This window comes from Streptomyces sp. NPDC087845, from assembly GCF_044742755.1.
Lineage (GTDB): Bacteria > Actinomycetota > Actinomycetes > Streptomycetales > Streptomycetaceae > Streptomyces.
In genome coordinates this window covers 1-17,357 of sequence record NZ_JBIUVC010000038.1, presented here as the reverse complement: position 1 = coordinate 17,357, position 17,357 = coordinate 1, and the positions used below count along the sequence as shown (strand labels likewise).

Annotated in this window: 13 protein-coding genes and 5 pseudogenes; 10 read left to right on the top strand and 8 right to left on the bottom strand. The window is 68.3% G+C overall.

The features are described from left to right. Positions 1 to 227 precede the first annotated feature (227 nt). Both ACIOMQ_RS40970 and ACIOMQ_RS40965 read right to left on the bottom strand, forming a co-directional pair. Complete coding sequence (locus ACIOMQ_RS40970) at positions 228 to 533, bottom strand: hypothetical protein (protein WP_362212485.1); 306 nt, start codon at positions 531 to 533, stop codon at positions 228 to 230. A gap of 37 nt (positions 534 to 570) precedes the next feature. Further along, complete coding sequence (locus ACIOMQ_RS40965) at positions 571 to 5,745, bottom strand: DUF6531 domain-containing protein (protein WP_402192801.1); 5,175 nt, start codon at positions 5,743 to 5,745, stop codon at positions 571 to 573. A gap of 631 nt (positions 5,746 to 6,376) precedes the next feature. On the opposite strand from ACIOMQ_RS40965, the gene ACIOMQ_RS40960 reads away from it, so the two are divergent. After that, positions 6,377 to 6,883 carry an NUDIX domain-containing protein gene (locus ACIOMQ_RS40960; protein WP_402192793.1) on the top strand — a complete coding sequence of 169 codons (507 nt, stop codon included), beginning with the start codon at positions 6,377 to 6,379 and terminating at the stop codon, positions 6,881 to 6,883. Continuing rightward, positions 6,774 to 7,400, top strand: coding sequence for an NUDIX domain-containing protein (locus tag ACIOMQ_RS40955; protein WP_402192798.1), 627 nt, complete (start codon positions 6,774 to 6,776; stop codon positions 7,398 to 7,400). Before ACIOMQ_RS40960 ends, ACIOMQ_RS40955 begins: the two co-directional genes overlap by 110 nt. Here ACIOMQ_RS40955 and ACIOMQ_RS40950 read toward each other — a convergent pair. Then, a pseudogene (locus ACIOMQ_RS40950) lies at positions 7,397 to 7,978 on the bottom strand (MATE family efflux transporter); the annotation flags it as partial. The gene ACIOMQ_RS40955 and the pseudogene ACIOMQ_RS40950 overlap by 4 nt on opposite strands. Beyond that, positions 7,971 to 8,105: pseudogene (locus tag ACIOMQ_RS40945) on the bottom strand (LysR family transcriptional regulator); the annotation flags it as partial. The pseudogenes ACIOMQ_RS40945 and ACIOMQ_RS40950, both read right to left, overlap by 8 nt. Positions 8,106 to 8,288: 183 nt before the next feature. Here ACIOMQ_RS40945 and ACIOMQ_RS40940 point away from each other — a divergent pair. From ACIOMQ_RS40940 to ACIOMQ_RS40930, 3 genes and pseudogenes are all read left to right on the top strand, one after another. Further along, positions 8,289 to 8,830: pseudogene (locus ACIOMQ_RS40940) on the top strand (DUF6817 domain-containing protein); the annotation flags it as partial. Further along, positions 8,822 to 9,739, top strand: coding sequence for a ketopantoate reductase family protein (locus ACIOMQ_RS40935; protein WP_402192796.1), 918 nt, complete (start codon positions 8,822 to 8,824; stop codon positions 9,737 to 9,739). The pseudogene ACIOMQ_RS40940 and the gene ACIOMQ_RS40935, both read left to right, overlap by 9 nt. A gap of 86 nt (positions 9,740 to 9,825) precedes the next feature. After that, positions 9,826 to 10,437: an SRPBCC family protein gene (locus ACIOMQ_RS40930; RefSeq protein ID WP_402192791.1), complete on the top strand. Its 612-nt coding sequence runs from the start codon at positions 9,826 to 9,828 to the stop codon at positions 10,435 to 10,437. Between the two features lie 227 nt (positions 10,438 to 10,664). Here the strand turns inward: ACIOMQ_RS40930 and ACIOMQ_RS40925 are convergent. Together ACIOMQ_RS40925 and ACIOMQ_RS40920 are read right to left on the bottom strand one after the other, a co-directional pair. Then, positions 10,665 to 10,952, bottom strand: a pseudogene (locus ACIOMQ_RS40925) (site-specific integrase); the annotation flags it as partial. 93 nt (positions 10,953 to 11,045) lie between these two features. After that, positions 11,046 to 11,318: a hypothetical protein gene (locus ACIOMQ_RS40920; RefSeq protein ID WP_402192789.1), complete on the bottom strand. Its 273-nt coding sequence runs from the start codon at positions 11,316 to 11,318 to the stop codon at positions 11,046 to 11,048. Between the two features lie 125 nt (positions 11,319 to 11,443). Here ACIOMQ_RS40920 and ACIOMQ_RS40915 point away from each other — a divergent pair, with 125 nt between their 5' ends. The 5 genes and pseudogenes from ACIOMQ_RS40915 to ACIOMQ_RS40895 all read left to right on the top strand — a co-directional run bounded on the left by ACIOMQ_RS40915 (position 11,444) and on the right by ACIOMQ_RS40895 (position 16,703). Beyond that, complete coding sequence (locus ACIOMQ_RS40915) at positions 11,444 to 11,827, top strand: hypothetical protein (RefSeq protein ID WP_402192787.1); 384 nt, start codon at positions 11,444 to 11,446, stop codon at positions 11,825 to 11,827. 9 nt (positions 11,828 to 11,836) lie between these two features. Next, positions 11,837 to 12,316: a hypothetical protein gene (locus ACIOMQ_RS40910; protein ID WP_401989303.1), complete on the top strand. Its 480-nt coding sequence runs from the start codon at positions 11,837 to 11,839 to the stop codon at positions 12,314 to 12,316. Continuing rightward, positions 12,310 to 13,163, top strand: a pseudogene (locus tag ACIOMQ_RS40905) (IS256 family transposase); the annotation flags it as partial. The gene ACIOMQ_RS40910 and the pseudogene ACIOMQ_RS40905, both read left to right, overlap by 7 nt. A gap of 1,394 nt (positions 13,164 to 14,557) precedes the next feature. Continuing rightward, entirely contained in the window at positions 14,558 to 15,400 is an 843-nt protein-coding gene (locus ACIOMQ_RS40900) for a sirohydrochlorin chelatase (RefSeq protein WP_402192785.1), read from the top strand. 535 nt (positions 15,401 to 15,935) lie between these two features. After that, positions 15,936 to 16,703, top strand: a complete 768-nt coding sequence (locus ACIOMQ_RS40895) for an SDR family NAD(P)-dependent oxidoreductase (RefSeq protein ID WP_401270456.1) — start codon at positions 15,936 to 15,938, stop codon at positions 16,701 to 16,703. Here the strand turns inward: ACIOMQ_RS40895 and ACIOMQ_RS40890 are convergent. Together ACIOMQ_RS40890 and ACIOMQ_RS40885 are read right to left on the bottom strand one after the other, a co-directional pair. Next, positions 16,669 to 17,136 (bottom strand): acetyl-coenzyme A synthetase N-terminal domain-containing protein, encoded by a 468-nt coding sequence (locus tag ACIOMQ_RS40890; protein WP_401944823.1) that lies wholly within the window; start codon positions 17,134 to 17,136, stop codon positions 16,669 to 16,671. The two genes, ACIOMQ_RS40895 and ACIOMQ_RS40890, sit on opposite strands and share 35 nt — an antisense overlap. Positions 17,137 to 17,144: 8 nt before the next feature. Beyond that, positions 17,145 to 17,357, bottom strand: a 213-nt coding sequence (locus ACIOMQ_RS40885) for a hypothetical protein (RefSeq protein WP_402192782.1), incomplete at its 5' end; no start/stop codon positions are given.

Genomic DNA, 17,357 nt, shown 5'->3' with positions numbered 1-17,357 from the left:
GAACCGGGCCCGCGAACGCCCCGTCGGAAAACACAGCAAAACCGACACGATGAAGGTCGGCGCGGACAGGCAGGCACCATAAACGCCAAGCTTAGCTTGCGAGTTGGGGTGTCGGGTCTGATACACGGGATGCCGCGCCGCTCTCATGAACCGAAGCACATTCCCCTGTGGAATGCCGATAGACCGGGCTCTGGGAGAGCACGGCCTATCGGGTGGTGACGTGGCGCTCACCAGTAGGTGCGCGTGATCTTGTCAGGCAGGCGCCCCTGCCGCTCCCCCTCTTGGAAGATCACCGATGCCGCGATCAGGAAAGCGCGGCGGAGTTTCGGGTCCGGGTCGGGTTTTTCCACATTCCCGACGTTTCTGTCGAGGAGCATTTCTCCGAGGGTTATTCCCTCTGGAGTGCAGGGGCGGGCGACTGATTCCACCGAGTCGATCAGAATGTTTCCGGTATCCCCTTCTGCGGTTTCCCAGGCGTAGACGGCTCCCGTTTCGAGGGAACGGATCTTCGTGCACGTCAGTGATGCTGTCACGGGGATTTCCACCAGTTCGCTCGCGCCAGGGATCTGATCACCTGAACCCTATACCGTCCGCCGCGGGCGCATGTTCGTCCCAGGTGCGGCCGGCGTCCAGGGTTGCCTGGTGGGCCCGGCGATAGTTCTGGTCGCCGTGCTGACGCATCCAGTTCGACTCGTACAGTTCATGTGCAAGCAGATCGAAATCACTAGGGTGCGGATTTCCGTTCTGAAGGCGTTCCCAGGCCCTGGCGATACGCGGATTGGCGTCGAATCGCAGCATTCCCGCATCGAGCTGATGCGATTCGACGAACAGGTGGTTGTAGATCTGATTGATGTCGGCTGCGGAATAGCCGTGCGACGCCGCGGTCTGCGCCACCCTGCCGAGCTGAGCGTCGGCGCGGATCGCGTCGTAGGCGTGGTCCGCCCATTCCAGCTCGAAGTCCATCTCGCTGCGCGGCCGCCGGAAGGACGAACCGCCGGACTGCAGCTCCCGCTCCGTGGCCATCGCGGCCCGCCGCCATCCCGTCAGCCCGCCGACCCCGGTGAGGACGAGCTGTTGGGCGAGTTCGTCGGCGGTCTCCGCGTACAGATCGGCGAGCGCGTCGCAGCCCTGCTGCCGGAGCATGTACTCGGCACGGTAGAGCCGGTAGGCGGGTCGGACGGGAAGATACTTGTCGATGAAAGCGCCCGCGCCGCCGTTCTCACCGGTGAACGCGTCCTCCAGGTCCCCGAGGAACACGAAGGGTGACTTGGCGACGTCGACGAAGGCGTCGCCGAAGATGCCGAGCGCCTCGCCAAGGCTGTCGACCCGGTCGTTGTTCGGGTCGTCGGGGGTCAGACCGCTGGGGTCGGTGAGCACGCTTGGCGCGTTGTCGGCGTAGGCGTACGCGGAGACGTACGGCGTCGACAGGTCCCGGGCAGCCGGATCGGGCCGCGTGAAGCGGCCGGTGGCGGTGTCGTACTGGCGGGCGTGCAGGTCGAGATTGCCAGTGCTGGTCTCGTACCGGGCACCAGTGTACGACGGGGTGCTCGCGGGCGCGCCGCTGGTAACGGTGTTCAGGACGCGGGTGCCGAACGAGTCGTAGGCCCAGCGCTGGTAGAGGGTCCCAGTGCTGTCGGCGACGTCGACCGGGGAGCCCTGGGTGTCATGGTGGTAGTAGAAGAGCGCCCCGGCGCCGGTCTTGGTGGCGGTGGGCTGGCCGAGCGGGTCGTACCGGTAGGACTGCTTGACCGCCCAGGCGCTGTCGTACTCGGTGGCCAGGATCGGCAGTGGCGCGTTGGGATCCCACTGGGTGCGGTTGGTGACCGCGCCGTCCTTGAGGGTGGCGACCTGGTTGCCGCCGGCGTCGTAGTCGTAGGTGTAGCTGCTGTCGCCGACGGTGGCTGCGGAGATCTGTCCGGCCAGGTCGTAGGTGTAGGTATCGGCGCCGGCCTTGGTCCGGTTGCCCTCGGCGTCGTGGGCGTAGGCGGTGGTCGTGGTGCCGGTGGTGGTCGAGGTGAGCTGGTCGGCCGCGTCGTAGGCGTAGCTGGTAGAGGCGGTGCCCAGGGTGGAGGTCAGCCGGTTGCCGACCTTGTCGTAGGTGTAGGACGTGGTGCGTCCGTCGGCGCAGCCGGTGACCCAGGGCTGCGGTGCACAGCCGGAGGTGAGCCGGCCGGCCGCGTCATAGGTGAGGTCGTAGCCGCCGGTGCCGACGTTGGCCCGGGTGACGTCCATGCGCGAGGGCAGGCCCGCCGCGGACAGCGTAAGCGCCGTCTTGGTGACTGTGGCGCCCGCCTTGGTGGCGGTCACCGCGGTGACCCGGCCCGCCCGGTCGTAGGTGCGGTTCTCGGTCTCGGTGTTGGGCAGGGCCGACGTGAGCAGGTTTCCCGCCGGGTCCCAGGTGTACGTGGTGGTCTTGCCGTCGGCCGCCATCGTCGCGGTGCGGCCGTCGGCGTCGTACGTGTGCGTGATCGTGTTGCCGTCGGAGTACTTGCGGGTGAGCATCTGCCCGGCGGCGTCATACGTGTAGGCGAAGCCACGCGTCTTGGTCAGATTGCCGACCGCGTCGTAGACGAAGTCCTCGGAGATCTTGGAGTTCGCGCGGGCGGTCAACTGCCCGGCGTCGTCGTAGCCGAAGGTCGCGTCGGAGGTGGCGTCCGAGTAGTCGATCTTGGTGAGCAGACCGAGCGGGTCGTACGTGTACCCGGTGGTGCCGCGGGGGGTGGTCTTCCCTGTGACGTTACCCTCCGCGTCGTACGCGTAGGTCGTCTTCCGCTCCAGCGGGTCGGTGAGCGAAGTGAGGCGGTGCACCGCGTCGTAGCCGTATGCGGTGACGTGGCCGTTGGCATCGGTGCGCTCGGTGAGGTTGCCGAGCTTGTCGTGCCCATAGGCGGTGACTGCGCCGCCGGGAGCGGTGACCTTGGCCAGTTGGTCCAGGTCGTCGTAGCCGTAGGAAGTGGTGCGTCCGTCGGCGTCCTTGCGCTCGACGACCTTGCCGACGGCGTCGTAGGCGGTGGTGGTCACCCCGCCGAGCGGGTCGGTGACCTTGGTGGGATTGCCCGCCGGGTCGTAGCCGTACGTCGTCGTGTACTGGGCGGGGTCGGCGCCGGTGGCGTTGCCGCGCGGATCAACCGCGGTGGCCTGGCGGCCGTCGCCGTCGTAGGTCCAGCTCGACTTGTGGCCGAGCGGGGAGGTGCGGCTGAGCAGGTTGCCGTCGGTGTCGTAGGCGTAAGTCGTGGTCTTGCTCAGCTGGTCGGTGCTGCTGCCGAGGCGGTTGTTCTTGTCGTAGACGGCGGTGGTCGTCTTGCCTGCGGCATCGGTGGTCTTGGTGACGTTGTTGCCGGCGTCGTAGGTGTAGCCGGTGGTGTGACCCAGCGGGTCGGTGACGACAAGCGGCCGGTTGATCGCGTCATAGGTCGTCTTCGTCGTCGCGCCGGTGGGACCGGTGGTCTCGGTGAGGTTGCCGGCCGCGTCGTACACGTAGGACGTGGTGTAGACGGCCGGATCGACGCCGGAGACGTTCCCGCGCGGCGAGACGCTGCTGAGCAGCCGGCCGACCTTGTCGTACGTATAGGTGGTTCGGCCGCCGGCCGCGTCGGTCTCGGAGGCGAGTCGTCCGCTCGCGTCGTAGGTGCGGGTGAGGGACTTGCCTGCCTGGTCGGTGGTCCGGGTCAGGTTCCCCGCGTCGTCGTAGCCGAGCGTGGCGGCGTCGCCCGCCGGGTTGCGCACCGACGTCAACTGCTCGGCGCCGTTGTACTCGTAGGTCGTCGTACGGCCCAGGGCGTCCGTGGCCGAGCTGAGCAGACCGCGGCCGTCGTAGGTGTACTTCGTGGTGTACGCGGCCGGGTCGGCACCCGAGGCGTTCCCACGCGGGTCCGTCCTGGTCAGGACGCGGCCTGCCTTGTCGTACGTGAACGTCGTCTTCTCACCCAGCGGCGTGGTGACCGACGTCCGGTTGCCCGCGGTGTCGTACCCGTACGTGGTGACCTTGCCGCGCGGACTCGTCACGGTCTCCAGCGAGCCGAGTGCGGTGTACGTGTAAACGGTCTTGCCACCCGTCGGGTCCGTCGCCGACGTCAGCCGGTTCGCGGTATACGCGTACGTCGTCTTGTTGCCGCGGCCGTCGGTGTGGCTGGTGAGGTTGCCCGCACTGTCGTAGCCCCAGCTCTCCTTGTAGCCCAGCGCGGACGGCGAGGTGCGGGTGAGCATCCGCCCCTCGGTGTCGTACGTCATCTCCGTGGTGTTGCCCCGCTGGTCGGTGATGGCGGCGGGGCGCAGCTGACGGTCGTAGTCGTAGGTGATGCTCTTGCCGTACGGGTCGATCGTCTCCATCAGGACGTTGCCGGCGTAGACGTCGGTCCACACGCCGCCGTCGGGCGCGGTGGTGTGCGACTCGCTCTTGCCGTCCCAGGTGAACGTGGTGGTCTTGCCGTTCTGATCGGTCTGGGACTTGATTCGGCCCGCGGTGTCGTAGACGTTGCTGACCTTGCCGCCCGCCGGGTCGGTGTAGGACGACAGCCGCTTGTTCGTGTCGTACGCGTACGAGGACGTCCTGTCGGCCGGGTCCGTGACCGAGGTCAGCAAGCCGCCGGTGAAGCCGTACGAGACCGAAGTGCCGTCCGGCAGGCCCACCTTGGACAGCAGTCCGTCCGCGCCCACAGTGAACACGGTGGCGCGACCGGCGGCGTCCTTGACGGAGGCGAGCTTGCCCGAGGCGTATGTCAGGCTCAGCCCCTTGCCCGCCGCGCCGACCACGGAGGTCGGCAGACCGGCGCTGTCGAAGGTCCGCACAGTGTGGTCCGGAGTCGTGACCGTGTACGTGTTCGTCCCCTTGACCAGCTTGGCCGTCGTGCCCGCCGGGGCGGTGTAGGTGCCGTCGCCCGCCTGCGTGAACACGAACGACGCGCCGTCGCCCGTCCGGTACGTCGCCTTCCCCGTCGCGAGGGTCAGCCGGGCGTCGAACGGTGTCGCCCAGCCGCGCCCCAGTAGACCGGTGGCGGTCGAGTCCGACCGATAGGTGCGCTCCAGGGTCATCGGCACACCCGGGCCCGTCAGGGACGCATCGGTGAGCTGCTCGTAGAACATGCCGGTCGCCGTGTTGACCGGGTCGGCGCGGTGGGCCTGGGCGTAACAGGTGCAGATGCCCGCCGCCGCGCCGGGGATGCCGGGCGTGTAGAAAGCCTGCACCAGCGGCGAGGTGGTGCCGCCCGGGCTCGACGAGCCGTCGGCGCTGTTCAGGAAGACCCAGGCGTGGTACTTCTTGCCGTCCGCCAGGATTCCGCCCAGCTCACTGCCGGCCCACCAGAAGCACTGGTCGGTGGGGTAGGAGTTGCTCGACCACCAGTCGTAGCACCAGGCGCCGGTGTCCGGGGTGTCCCCGCTGGGGTCGTCGGTGGACTTCTTGATCTCCTGCTGGACGACGGGGGAACCCGCCTCGTCCAAGACGTACAGCCACATCCCGGTGTACGTCGATCCCCGCTTCGGCAGCTTCACCTGCCCGCCGATCGAAAGCATGCCGGGGTACGCGGTCGCCCAGGCCGACACCGAGATCGGGTTCTCGGGCGCCGCGGCGAGGCGCTGCGCGGCCGCGCCCGTCTCGGCGGCGGGACCGCGCTCGATGCGCTCCGTGTCCGGCCGGCCGTGAGGCGTGCCCTTGGCTTTCCGCTCCGGCGCGTTCATGTAGCCCCGCATGGCCGACAGTTCGTGCCGGTCCTTCGCGACCTGCTTGCGGCGCTCGGCCAGCGTCATCGCCTTGGGTGGATCGGGCAGGTCCTCGGCCGTACGGGCCTTGACCTGGGCGACGCCCGCCGCGGCACCGCCCGGCCGGTCCCGGGGCCCCGCCCAGGACGGGGCGGCAGACGCTATCGCAAGGAGAATGAAGGCCAGGAAGGCCGTGACGAGTCTTCGCGCTTGTGTGCGCATGGTGAATCACCTGTGAGGCAGCAGTGAGCAGAGACTCGATGATGTTGATCCACAAAGCGTCCGCAGTAACGCGCGGTACGAAATACGGCTGGATTGCGGTGGCAAGGCTGAAGTGACGAGAGGTGAAGCGCCCTGGTCACGGGGACGGGCGAGGGCGGGCGGGTGCTCAAGTTGGCGTGGACGCGACGATGCGTGCGGACCGGTGTACGTGAACGCGCCATTGTCGGCGGAGGACTGGGCAGAGGACAGCCCTCGAACGGACGTGGCGGCACTCGGGCACGAGGCCGCCACGGATAGCGCTGCGAGGCCGGCCTGGGTCAGACACAGGCGGGTCGAGTGCGCACCGGACGGCCTCGACGCGACCCGCCTGATGAACGCGGAACAGAGGACTGAGCTACCCCGTCCCTGAGGTCACAAACGGACAAAACTTCCCGTCTCCCCCTGAGACAGTTGCCGCATGGTTCGCAGTAGATCGTTCAGGCGCTTCCAACGGGTGCCAATGAGACAGGAGGGGAACCGGGACATGCGAACTGTTCCCAAGGGCGGCCACGTCGAGGACGACCGGACCCTTCTGGCGGCGGCGCTGCGGGAAGGATGCGAGGAGGCCGGAATCCGCCCCGGGGACGTGTGCCTGACCCCGCAATTCCTCGGCGGGCCGGTCGATAATCTACGTCCACGACATCGCCGCCAACCCGGCCGAGGGCGAACCCGCACACCAGCCCTTCGCCTTCCGGTTCGCCTTCTGCCTCACGGCCGGGCAGCCGCCTCCGCTCCTGCTCCAGGACGACGAAGTCTCCGGCGTCCAGTGGCTTGCGTTCGCCGACGTCAGGTCCCCGACACTGCGCGCCAAGCTCCTGGACGCAGAGGCCGCGGGGCTCGACGGGCGGCCGGAACCTGTCAACGCATCCGCTCTCGTCCACGACGGGCACGGTCGCTACCTGCTGCATCTGAGGGACCTGCGTGACGGAATCCGGGAGCCGGGGGTGTTCGCCCTCATGGGCAGCGGCCGCGAGATGGGCGACCGCTGCCTGGAGGCGACGATTCGGCGGGAGCTCCGCGAGGAAGCCCCCGGTCTGAAGGTCGCGGACCTGACGCCGTACATCGTGGAGGAGGCGACGAGCATCGACGGACTTGCGGTCCCCATCCAGGTCTACACGGGCCGTTGGAGCGGTGACCCCGATACCGTTGGCCTGCAAGAAGGCGTACTGCTTCGGTGGTTCACCGTCGACATGCTGGACCGGCTGCGTCTGAGCCCCGGCCTCGGCAGCCTGATCCGCCGACACATGGCCGGACATCCCCCGGCCGGCGACCCGACGGGCAATGTCCGTCTGCTGCGCGACGAGGCACCGGAGGGGACCGAACTCCACATCGTCGGTGCCCACCTCGACCTCCAGGACGAGCATGGCCGGATCCTCCTCGGTCTGCGCCACCCCGACTCGAAGTACGCACCGAATGAATGGCACTTCCTGGCCGTTCATTAGGCAAGTCGATTGTCGGGGGAAGGGCTGTCGGGCTCTGCGACGGAGATTTTCACCCGACTGTTGTCGCAGTCAGTAGCTGTCGGATGTTCCGTGCGCCGATACATCCTGGCGATGGCTGCGCACTGAAGTGCCATGGCCAGCGCCATGGCCAGGCAGATGCCTGGCAGCCCCAAACCCGACAGGCTGTACGCCAGCGCAAGTTGGAGTGCCACGCCGCACGCGGTGATCCGCGCAAGGGCGGCGCTGCCACCGCTGCCCTCGAACACCCCGCCCAGCGCGATGCAGCAAGCGAGAAGCGTCAAGTACGGACCCAAGCAGCGCAGATAGAGTGCCCCCGCCTCGGCCACCTCTCCCTCGCTGCCGAAGGCCCGCATGATCCACGGCCCGGCGGCGAGCAGTGTCAGCAGGGCCGTGAGCCCGAGTGATCCGGCGAGGAGCAACACCTGTCGTCCGATGGCCCGCCGCTCGTCGCGTCCGGCACCGAGCAGATGGGCGGTGCGGATGGCGGCAGCCCGGCGTATCGCGTAGAAGGCCATGGTCGCGACGTACATCGCCTTCGTCGCGATCCCGTACGCGGCGTTCCCGCTCGAGCCTTTTCACATGCTGGCCGACCGCCGACTGTGTGCACATCAGGTCGCGGGCAGCGGCACTCAGTGAGCCGGCCTGGCACACGGCGGCAAAGACGCGAAGATCATCAAGAGCCACAGTCATCCAAGGTATCGCTTGGGTATGGACAAGCAAATTTCGAGGATTGACTTGGATTTACGCGATGCTTGATCATCGGTGCAGGGCCCCGGGCGGCAACCCGCCCTGACTTCGCAACGATCCGGACGTGAGGCGAAGGCACGGCGGGTGCCGACCCGCCACGCGCCGAGAGGAACCACCGCCATGTTCACCCCGCCCGCCGCCACGGCTCGGGCCACCGCCCTGCTGCGCCGGCTCGCGCCGCGAACATCGAGCACCCCGGCGGCACCCTCCTCGCCCATCTGCAACGGGTCCAGCAGCAGCTCGCCGCCTGGGGCGCCCGCCCTGCCCTGCAACTCGCGGGCCTCTGCCACGCCTGCTACGGCACCGACGGATTCGCCACCGCACTGCTCCCCCTCGACCGCCGCGAAGAGCTGGCCACGGTGATCGGCGCCGAAGCCGAAGCACTGGTGTACTTCTACGCCAGTTGCGACCGGATCGTCTCCTACCCGACGTTGGGTGATCCCGACCCCGCGTTCCGCGATCGGTTCACCGGCCGCACCCTCGCCCCGAACCTCGGGCTGCGGCAAGACTTCACCGAGCTGTCCGCCGCCAACGAACTCGACATCGCCCGAGTCGACCTCCCATTCCGCGAGCGCTGGGGGCCTGATCTCCTCGTCCTCTTCACCCGCCTCCGATTGCTGCTGAGCCCGCCCGCCTGGAAGGACTTCCACACAGTGCTCACCACCCCATCCTCCACCGCTGACGGCACCGCGCGCCGATCCACCGTGACGGTCCTGGGCCCCGGAGGCGTCGGCGGCCTGCTCGCCGCGCTGCTGTCCCGCGCCGGCCACCGGGTCGTCTGCCTGTCCGGCGAGACAACCGCGCAGGCACTCCGCCAGAACGGCCTGCGCGTGCGCAGCCGGCAATTCGGCGACTTCACCACCGAGGTGGAGGCGGACACCATGCTGCACGAGCCGGTCGACCTGTGTGTGGTGACCGTCAAGCACACCGCCCTGGGTGCGGCGTTGGAGCGGGTCCCGCCCGCCATGCTCGAAAACGGCCTTGTGCTGCCCCTACTCAATGGCATTGAGCATCCCGAAGCTCTGCGCCGACGTTACGGTGTCGACCGGGTTGTACCCGGGGTCATCCGGGTCGAGTCGACCCGCGTCTCGCCGGGCGTCATCGAACACGGCAGCCCCTTCACCGAGATCGATCTGGCCGGGCCGGCACAACCGCTGGAGGGCCTGGCTGCCATGTTGCAAGCCGCCGGGGTGAAGGCTCGGGTTGCCGAGGACGAGACCGCCCTACTCTGGGCCAAACTGGCCTTCCTCGCGCCCTTCGCACTGCTCACGACGCGATACGGGCTCACCATCGGCAGCGTCAGGACCGAGCGTCGGCAGGAACTGGTAGCGCTCGTCGAGGAGACCGCCGCTGTCAGTCGGGCCTGCGGCGCCCCCGCCGACCCCGCGAAGGCTCTGGCGCTGTACGACGCCTTCCCAGCCGGAGCGAAGTCCTCGATGCAACGCGACGCGGAGGCGGGGCGTCAGCTGGAACTGGACGCCATCGGCGGGGCACTGCTGCGGGCCGCTCGTCGACACAACGTCGCCGTACCCATCGTCACTCGGTTGGTGACCGAGCTGGCCATCGATTGAGGAGGGCAGGAGAGCCCTCTGACTTGCCGAAGCACCCCGGGCGCCGGCGCCAGCACTCGACTGAAGGCCGGTGCGCTGACCGACCGGTGCCCGACTTCACCGGACTTCCTGCCATGCCCGCAATGGTGTGGCGAGCACCCCAGGATCACGGAGACGAGATGCGATACGCGGATATGCCTGGCGCTCAGTGTGAGACTTTCGTTGCTGCGGCTACATCGGCCGTATGGGAGATCGCGATCGACATCCAAGCCCCAGCCCGTTGGAGTCGTGAACTGCATCGCACGGAATGGCTCGATGGCGCGATGGCTCCCGCGCTGGGGGCGCGCTTCGCAGGCCGCAACCAGCATCCCGTGATCGGTGCCTGGCGCACGGTTTCCCAGATCATCGAACTCGATCCGGAGCGGGCTTTCGCGTGGTGCGTCCTCGATGCGGACGGCCGCTTCGGGAAGGCAACGCTGAGCCTGGCGGAGCCAATGGCCACATGGCGCTTCACGCTCACGCCTGATGCAGGAGGCACCTTGCTCCGGCAAACTGTGCGAATCGGCCCCGGACGCTCAGGGCTGAGCGCTGCCATCGACCGGATGCCTGACAAGGAAGAGTATCTCGTGGCCCTCCGTCTCGGTGAGCTGCGCGAAGGCATGCACGCCACGCTGAACGGAATCAAGGCGGCGGCAGAGCAGCGGCAGCGGAGCGACTGAGCTCGGCCCTCTTCCCGTCCCGAGGCGGCTGGCTCTTGGCCCTCGACGAGGAGAGCGTGTCCGAATGCGTGACGCTCCCGAGTTCTGGTCTCCCCGGATCGCGCCCGCCGCCGAGATGCCCCAGGAACGAGGCGTAGTGGCCGCGCGATTCGGTCATGCCGCCCTTGACGTGCACGTAGAACGCGCGCGGCCGGCACTTCGGCGACCACGGCCTGGTAGCGGTAGAAGCTCATCACGGCTGTCAGGGCGGCATCGACCGTGCCGGCTGGCACCGGGGTGACCGGCCGGAGCGTGACTACCGCCGGGTCGGTACCGCGGTTGCGTAGCCGACACGTGAACTGGGCGAGATCCTCCGCGCCGACGCGCCGCCAGTCCAGGCCACGGTCCTCCAGCAGCGACCACCACAGCGCCAGACCGTGCGCGTAGCCGCGGACGGTGTGCGGCGAGTACTGCTCCTGCCGCAGATGCTTCCTCGACGGGCTCCACGACCCGCCACCGGCGGTCGAGAACGACATAGGTGACCTCGTCACCGTTCGTGACGCGCTGTCGGACTGCCGACCCAGCTGAGCCCCTCGGTGAGGCGCTTCGACTTCACGCTGATCACGGACTCATGTTGGCGACTGGTGGCCAAGGAACTGATCCTGGCGATGCTCGCACCACGCCACCAGACGGTCGCCCCGTTGCCCCGTGCCTTCCGCGACCCGCTCCACGTGACGAGTTGTCGCGGTCGTCTCGACGAACTCGACCGCTTCTTCAACTGGCTGAACGGCCGGGCGACCAGCAGCCTGCAGCAGATCACCACCCGGAACTGCGAGGCATACCTGGCTCACCGCCGCTACGTGCTTGATGAGGACGGAGCCGTGATCGGCGAGAACAGCCACGCGACCAGGCGATCGGCTGCCCAGCTCGTCGTCGACCTGGTGAACTACCGCGACCTGTTCACCGCCGACCGCCTTTCCGCCGAGCTGCGGCCCTGGGCGGTGCTGCCGCCTCCGCCGTCGCCGAGATGCCCAGCGGTCGAGAGGAGAACAAGACCCAACCGGTCACGGACGACATCATGCAGCCGGTGCTCGCGGCCGCCCTCTACCTGATGTCCACACTGGGCCCGCACGCCGTCGATCTCGCCGACAAGGTCCGCGAGTCCGACCTTCACTCGGCACGGCGAGCCCAAGGGCTCCGGCGCGTCGGCCCCAGGAACCGCGTCCCGGTCCGGGCGCTCAGCGAAATCCTCGCCGAGTACACGCGAACGTGCACAGCCCTGCCCATGCTGGAGGACCATTACATCTCGAAACGCCTCGCAAAGGGCTGGGCCGAGGACGATCCCCTTCTGCCGGTGGCCATGGGCTCCCTCGCCCGCCGGGCCGGGCTGAGCCAGTTCTGCCATCCCTGACTGCCCACCATGCGGCCGACGCTGGAAGACGCCCTGGCCCAGGTCGGCGTCGAGAGACCGTTCGGCCGGGATGCCGACCTGATCCCCGCGGCCGACGGAACAGCGCCACTGCCCTGGACCCTGCCGCTGTCCCGGCCCCAGGCCGTCGCGCTGGTCGGCATCGTCCGCACCGCCGCGATCATCACCGCCGCTGCCATCTCGGGCATGCGCGCGAGTGAGCTGATGGAATTGCGCATCGGCTGCCGACGACCGCCCGAAGAATCCGTCCTGGGCCTGGCCCGCTACCGGATCGCAAGCAAGATCGTCAAAGGGCAGCCGCTGGGCGGCACCCATGACGAGTGGGTCGTCATCGAGCCGGTCCATTGCGCGATCGGACTCCTTGAGCAACTGCACGACGGACGCGAAGGGCGTACCTTCCCGAATGATCGACTTCTGGTCATCGAGCAGGCCGACGTTGCACCGTCGACCGGGAAGGCATGCCCGTGCTGAGGGTAGTGAATGCCGATGGAAAGACCGAGACCGGCTCCCTGATCGACGACATCGTCCGGGAGGGCGCGAGGCGGATACCGGCCGCCGCGCTGGAGGCCGAAGTCAATGCCTACATAGCCGAGTTGGCCGACCAGCGGGATGAGCACGGGCACCGTCTGGTGGTCCGCAACGGCTACCACCAGGCGAGGAAGGTCACGACCGCGGCCGGGGCGGTCGAAGTGAAGGCCCCGCGGGTCAACGACAAGCGCGTCGACGAGGCCACCGGCGAGCGCAAGCGGTTCTCCTCGGCGATCCTGCCGCCGTGGTGCCGCAAGTCCCCGAAGTTCAGCGAGGTGCTGCCCCTGCTCTATCTGCACGGCCTGCGCGAGGCGAAGCCGTGCCCGCCCTGGAGCAGTTCCTCGGCTCGACGGCCGGCCTCTCACCGGCGACGGTCACCCGCCTCACCCAGCAGTGGCAGGCCGACCACGCTGCGTTCGGCGAGCGCGATCTGTCCACCAGCGACTACGTCTACATATGGGCCGACGGCATCCACCTGCGCATACGCCTGCGCGAGGCGAAGTCGTGCGTGCTCGTGCTGATGGGCGTGCGCGCGGACGGCACCAAAGAGCTGATCTCCATGAGCGACGGCCACCGCGAATCCGCCGACTCCTGGGCCGACCTGCTGCGGGACTGCGCACGCCGGGGCATGCGCGCTCCCGTCCTCGCCATCGGCGACGGTGCACTCGGGTTCTGGAAAGCCCTGGCCGAGGTGTTCCCCGAGGCCCGGCATCAGAGGTGCTGGGTTCACAAGATCGCCAACGTCGCGAACGCCCTGCCGAAGTCCGCCCAGCCCGGCACGAAGAAGGCCCGACCGCCGTGGGCCAGCACCCCATAAAGCGTCCGTCGGTTGGTGACTTCGACAAGGTGGTGTTCGGCCTCGATGAACTCCCGAAAGACCCCAAGCTGCGATTGCAGGAGCCATAACGGTTATGGGTAACGGATAATGAATAGCCGGATTCAGCCTCTCCGCGACACTGTGCAGGTCCGAGGCTCCACGGTTCTTGCCGATCGGGGAGAACCGTTCGGGAGCGGACACGGAGCCGAGGGTTCGGCTGTCGGACACCTCGTGCGCGGACCTCGATTTCAGGCAGGTGGCCTTCCGCTGTTCAAGGCCCTGCGGTAGGCATCGTGCCTCTCCTTGTGAAGGGCCTTCCGAGGCCGGCCGTGCACTGTTGTGCAGGGTGAACATCGCACCGCGCCGCATTTGTCGCACGCGACGGCGCTGAGGACGTCCTGACGGCTTACGGGTGCAAGGACGGGTACGACCCGGATGGATGTGGTCTCGGGAAGCGTCGGCCCTGCCGGCTCCATGGAGCGAGGGCGGCCCGCGACCAGCAGAATTGACTGAACCTGGGGGTTCGATACCGGACAGCTCCAGTAGTGCCAGGCGAACAGCGTGCCCGTTGTGTCCCGATGCGGACGAGCCGCGAGATTCCCCTCGACGGTCCACAGGGCATCGCGCGGAATATGGGCACGCAGCGCATCACTGACCGGCAGAGGATCGAGAGCGATCCAGCGACCGTCCGCGACCCGGTACGCGAGGGCCTCACTCTGGCATGCGGAACACGGGCCCCGACGGCCTGGCTCCGTCGGCCTGAGAGGGAGAAGCTCAGCGTCATTCGGTAGGACCTCTTCTTGAGAAGTCACCAGGGGAAGTACTTCCTGACCGACGGTCTCACGCCCTCGACGAGACGCCGGTGCGGGGACTGGCACGATCGCTCCGGACGACCCCGGCTGTGCATGCTCTTCACTGCGCCAGCGCGTGTGGGCCCCGGACCGTCGCTGGCTGGACCACGCGACATGCTGGCTGAAGGACCGGAAGCCCGCTGTCATCGCGTCCGCCCCTTACGGTGTCTCCTCCGACGACGAAGGCCGCCTGTCACACTGGCAGCAGGTTGATTCGCGCCTGCTCGTCACGCGAGGCACGGGCTGGTACGGATTCGGCACCACCCAGATCTTCATCTGGCGCTCTGACCTCGTCCCTGCTCTGGTAGCCGCCTGAACGCTGCAGGGACATCCTGCGGGATCTACCAGATCCGCATGCACTGGCGAGCTCAGCCCCCTGCAGGAAGTTCTCCTCACACGGGCCCGCATGCCACGACGCTCCCCGGCTCGCGGAACGCAGCGCGCGGGACCCCGCCCGTCACGGGCCTGTGGCCGGGCCTGGAGCCGCCCGGCCTTGCCGATCCTTCGCGGAGAGTAATGTCATCGTCACTCATTGCATCCGCGCCGCGTGAAGAGAGTGGTACGACAGTGACCGACGTGATTGAGCCGCCGCGCCGACAGGTCGCCGGGTCCGACGTGAGCACGCTGCTCCTGTTGGCGCACGGCAGCATCGACCCCCAGGCACAGGAGACCACCCGCGCGCTCGCCCGCGCGGTCGGGCTGTCCCGGGCACGCCGGGTCGAGGTCGCGTACCTCCGGCACGCCCGCCCCACGGCGCGTCAGGTGCTGCGCACCCTCGCCGAGACCGGACACAGCCGTGTGGTCGTGGTGCCGTTGCTGCTCACCTCTGCCTTTCACGCCCAGGTCGACCTGCCCATGGCGCTGTCCGATCCTCCAGCCCTGGTGCCGGTCGTGACGCCGGTGCTGGGCAGTTCCTCGGACGTGCCCGACGAGCGCCTGGTCGCAGCGCTGCGGCGCCGTCTCGCCGAGCTGGACGTCGAGTTCGACGCCGTGGTGGTGGCGGCTGCGGGCGGTAGCGACAGCGACGCGTATCGGGCGGTGAGCGCCATGGCGTCCGCGTTGGGTGCGGACCTCGGGCTACCATGCCTGGCCGGTTTCGCGTCGACCGCGTCGCCGACACCCGCGGAGGCGGTCGAGCAACTGCGCCTCGCGGGAGCACGCCGGGTCGCGGTCGCGTCATATTGCTTTGCACCCGGGAGGCTGTTTCGCCGGGCGGCCGACTCGTCGACCGCGGCCGGCGTGGTCGGCATCTCCGAGCCGCTGGGCGACGCGCCCGAACTCGTCGGGCTCATCCTGGAACGATTCCACGAAGCCTGCGACGCGAAGACGGGAACAGGAACGTCAACCGAACGGCCCTGACCGAATTTTCGTATGCGCCAGTCCGCGCTGCCGAGAGGAACACCCACACCGCGAGATCTGCATCGCCGCGGCGTGTTTTCGCCCCCCGTGGTACTCGCCACCGCAGGGCACTGCAGCCCGACCGGCGGGGACGGCGACGACGGCCGCGACGTCGAGCTGGTCGGCGCACGCCGGCGCCGTGTCCTCCATGGGCACCGAGGCGACATGATTGCCCCGCGAGCGGGTTCCAGCGTCCGGACCGTTCCCTGATCTGCGCCCCATGGCGGCTCCCGTCCGAAGCCGTAGTTCGCCTTTCGCCCGCGTGACCGCCTGCGGGTTGTCCGTCCTGGCCGCCGTCCGTGGGCCATACGGGTCATCGAGTGCCGCCGTTCGATGCATGCGGCGGTTGGGGCCGATGCGGCTGCCTTTCGGCTGGGACAGGCTCCTTGCGGGCGTACCGGCAGTTACGTCCCAGCCCGAAGAGGAACCCAGTGTCGTGTGGTTCCGAACCCCTTGCCCGTCGTTCACCTGGGTGGTTGCAGGAAGGACTCTCGACATGTCTGATCCCGTTGTCCTCATCACGGGCGCGCTCACCGGTATCGGCCGCGCCACCGCCTTGGCTTACGCCCGTCAAGGCGCGAACCTCGTGGTCTCCGGCCGCCATGAGGACGTGGGCGAACAGCTTGCCGGAGAACTCTCCGACCTCGGTGCCCGGGCCGAGTTCGTGCGTGCCGACGTCCGCTTCGACGCCGAGGTGAAGGACCTCGTCGACCGCGCGGTGGCACGGTTCGGGCGGATCGATGTCGCCTTCAACAACGCCGGCACCGAGGGAACACCCGGCCCTGTCACCGAGGTGACCGACGAGGCTTACCAGGCCACCTTCGACACCAACGTGAAGGGAACGCTGCTGTGCCTGAAGCACGAGTTCCGCGTCATGAGGGAACAGGGCGGCGGCAGCATCGTCAACGTCAGCTCCAACTTCGGCCTGATGGGTTATCCCGGGGCGACCTTGTACGTCGGGAGCAAGCACGCCGTCGTCGGCATTACCAAGGCGGCCGCACTCGAAGGCGCCGCTCACGGTATCCGGGTCAACGCGGTCGCGCCCGGTTTCACCCGGACCGCTATGTACGAGCGGTTCACCGGCGACGATACGGCTCGTGCCGCGGTCGATTCGGTGCTGCCCATGCACCGGGCGGGTACCCCGGAGGAGATCGCCGAGGCCGTCCAGTTCCTGGGTTCGGACAAGGCGAGCTACATCACCGGGCACATCCTCCTGGCCGACGGCGGCCTCATGGCGGGCGGACCCCTGTTCCCGAGCTCGTGAACCGCGAGGCCGGCGGTAGCAGGTGGTCGGTCCGGCCGGACCGCAGGTCCATCTGGCCGGCGAGCACGGCAGCGACGAGTGAACCGCCCGGGTTCGTTGGAGATCTCAGTTGTGGGTGCGACCAGGGTTTACGCTGCCGCGCTGGATGTGCAGGGCATCGGTTGTGCCGGTGACCCCGCTCAGGTCGAAGAACTCCAACAGAGCGGTGAACCAGGTGATCTCGTGGTGTACGGGCGAAGCATTGCTCGGCGAGGTTCATCCGCGCTCCACCAAACCAGGTGGCTCCGAGCATCGACGCGTCGGCCAGCACCTCGTCGTAGCTGCTGACAGCGTCGAGGCCGTAGAACTCCCACACCGCCGACCAGAAGGCAGGCAGCTCGGTGGTGCTCCACCGCCACAGCTCCGCGTAGTCGGAAAAGGACTGGTGTCGCATCCGCGAGCTCAGCCTCGTAGCGACAGCCTCGTGGCGATGCGGGCAAGGTGATCGAGGTGCTCGCTGCCATGGCACCCGGCGTGCATGGGGTCGACGACCAGATGTGTGGCGCCTGCTTCCGCCCACCTCCGGGCCCTGCTCCCGATCCCTTCGAGGCCGTACCGAAGCTCGACTGCACCCTCCAGGCCGATGTCGGAGGGCAGGCGGCCGGCCCGCTCGGC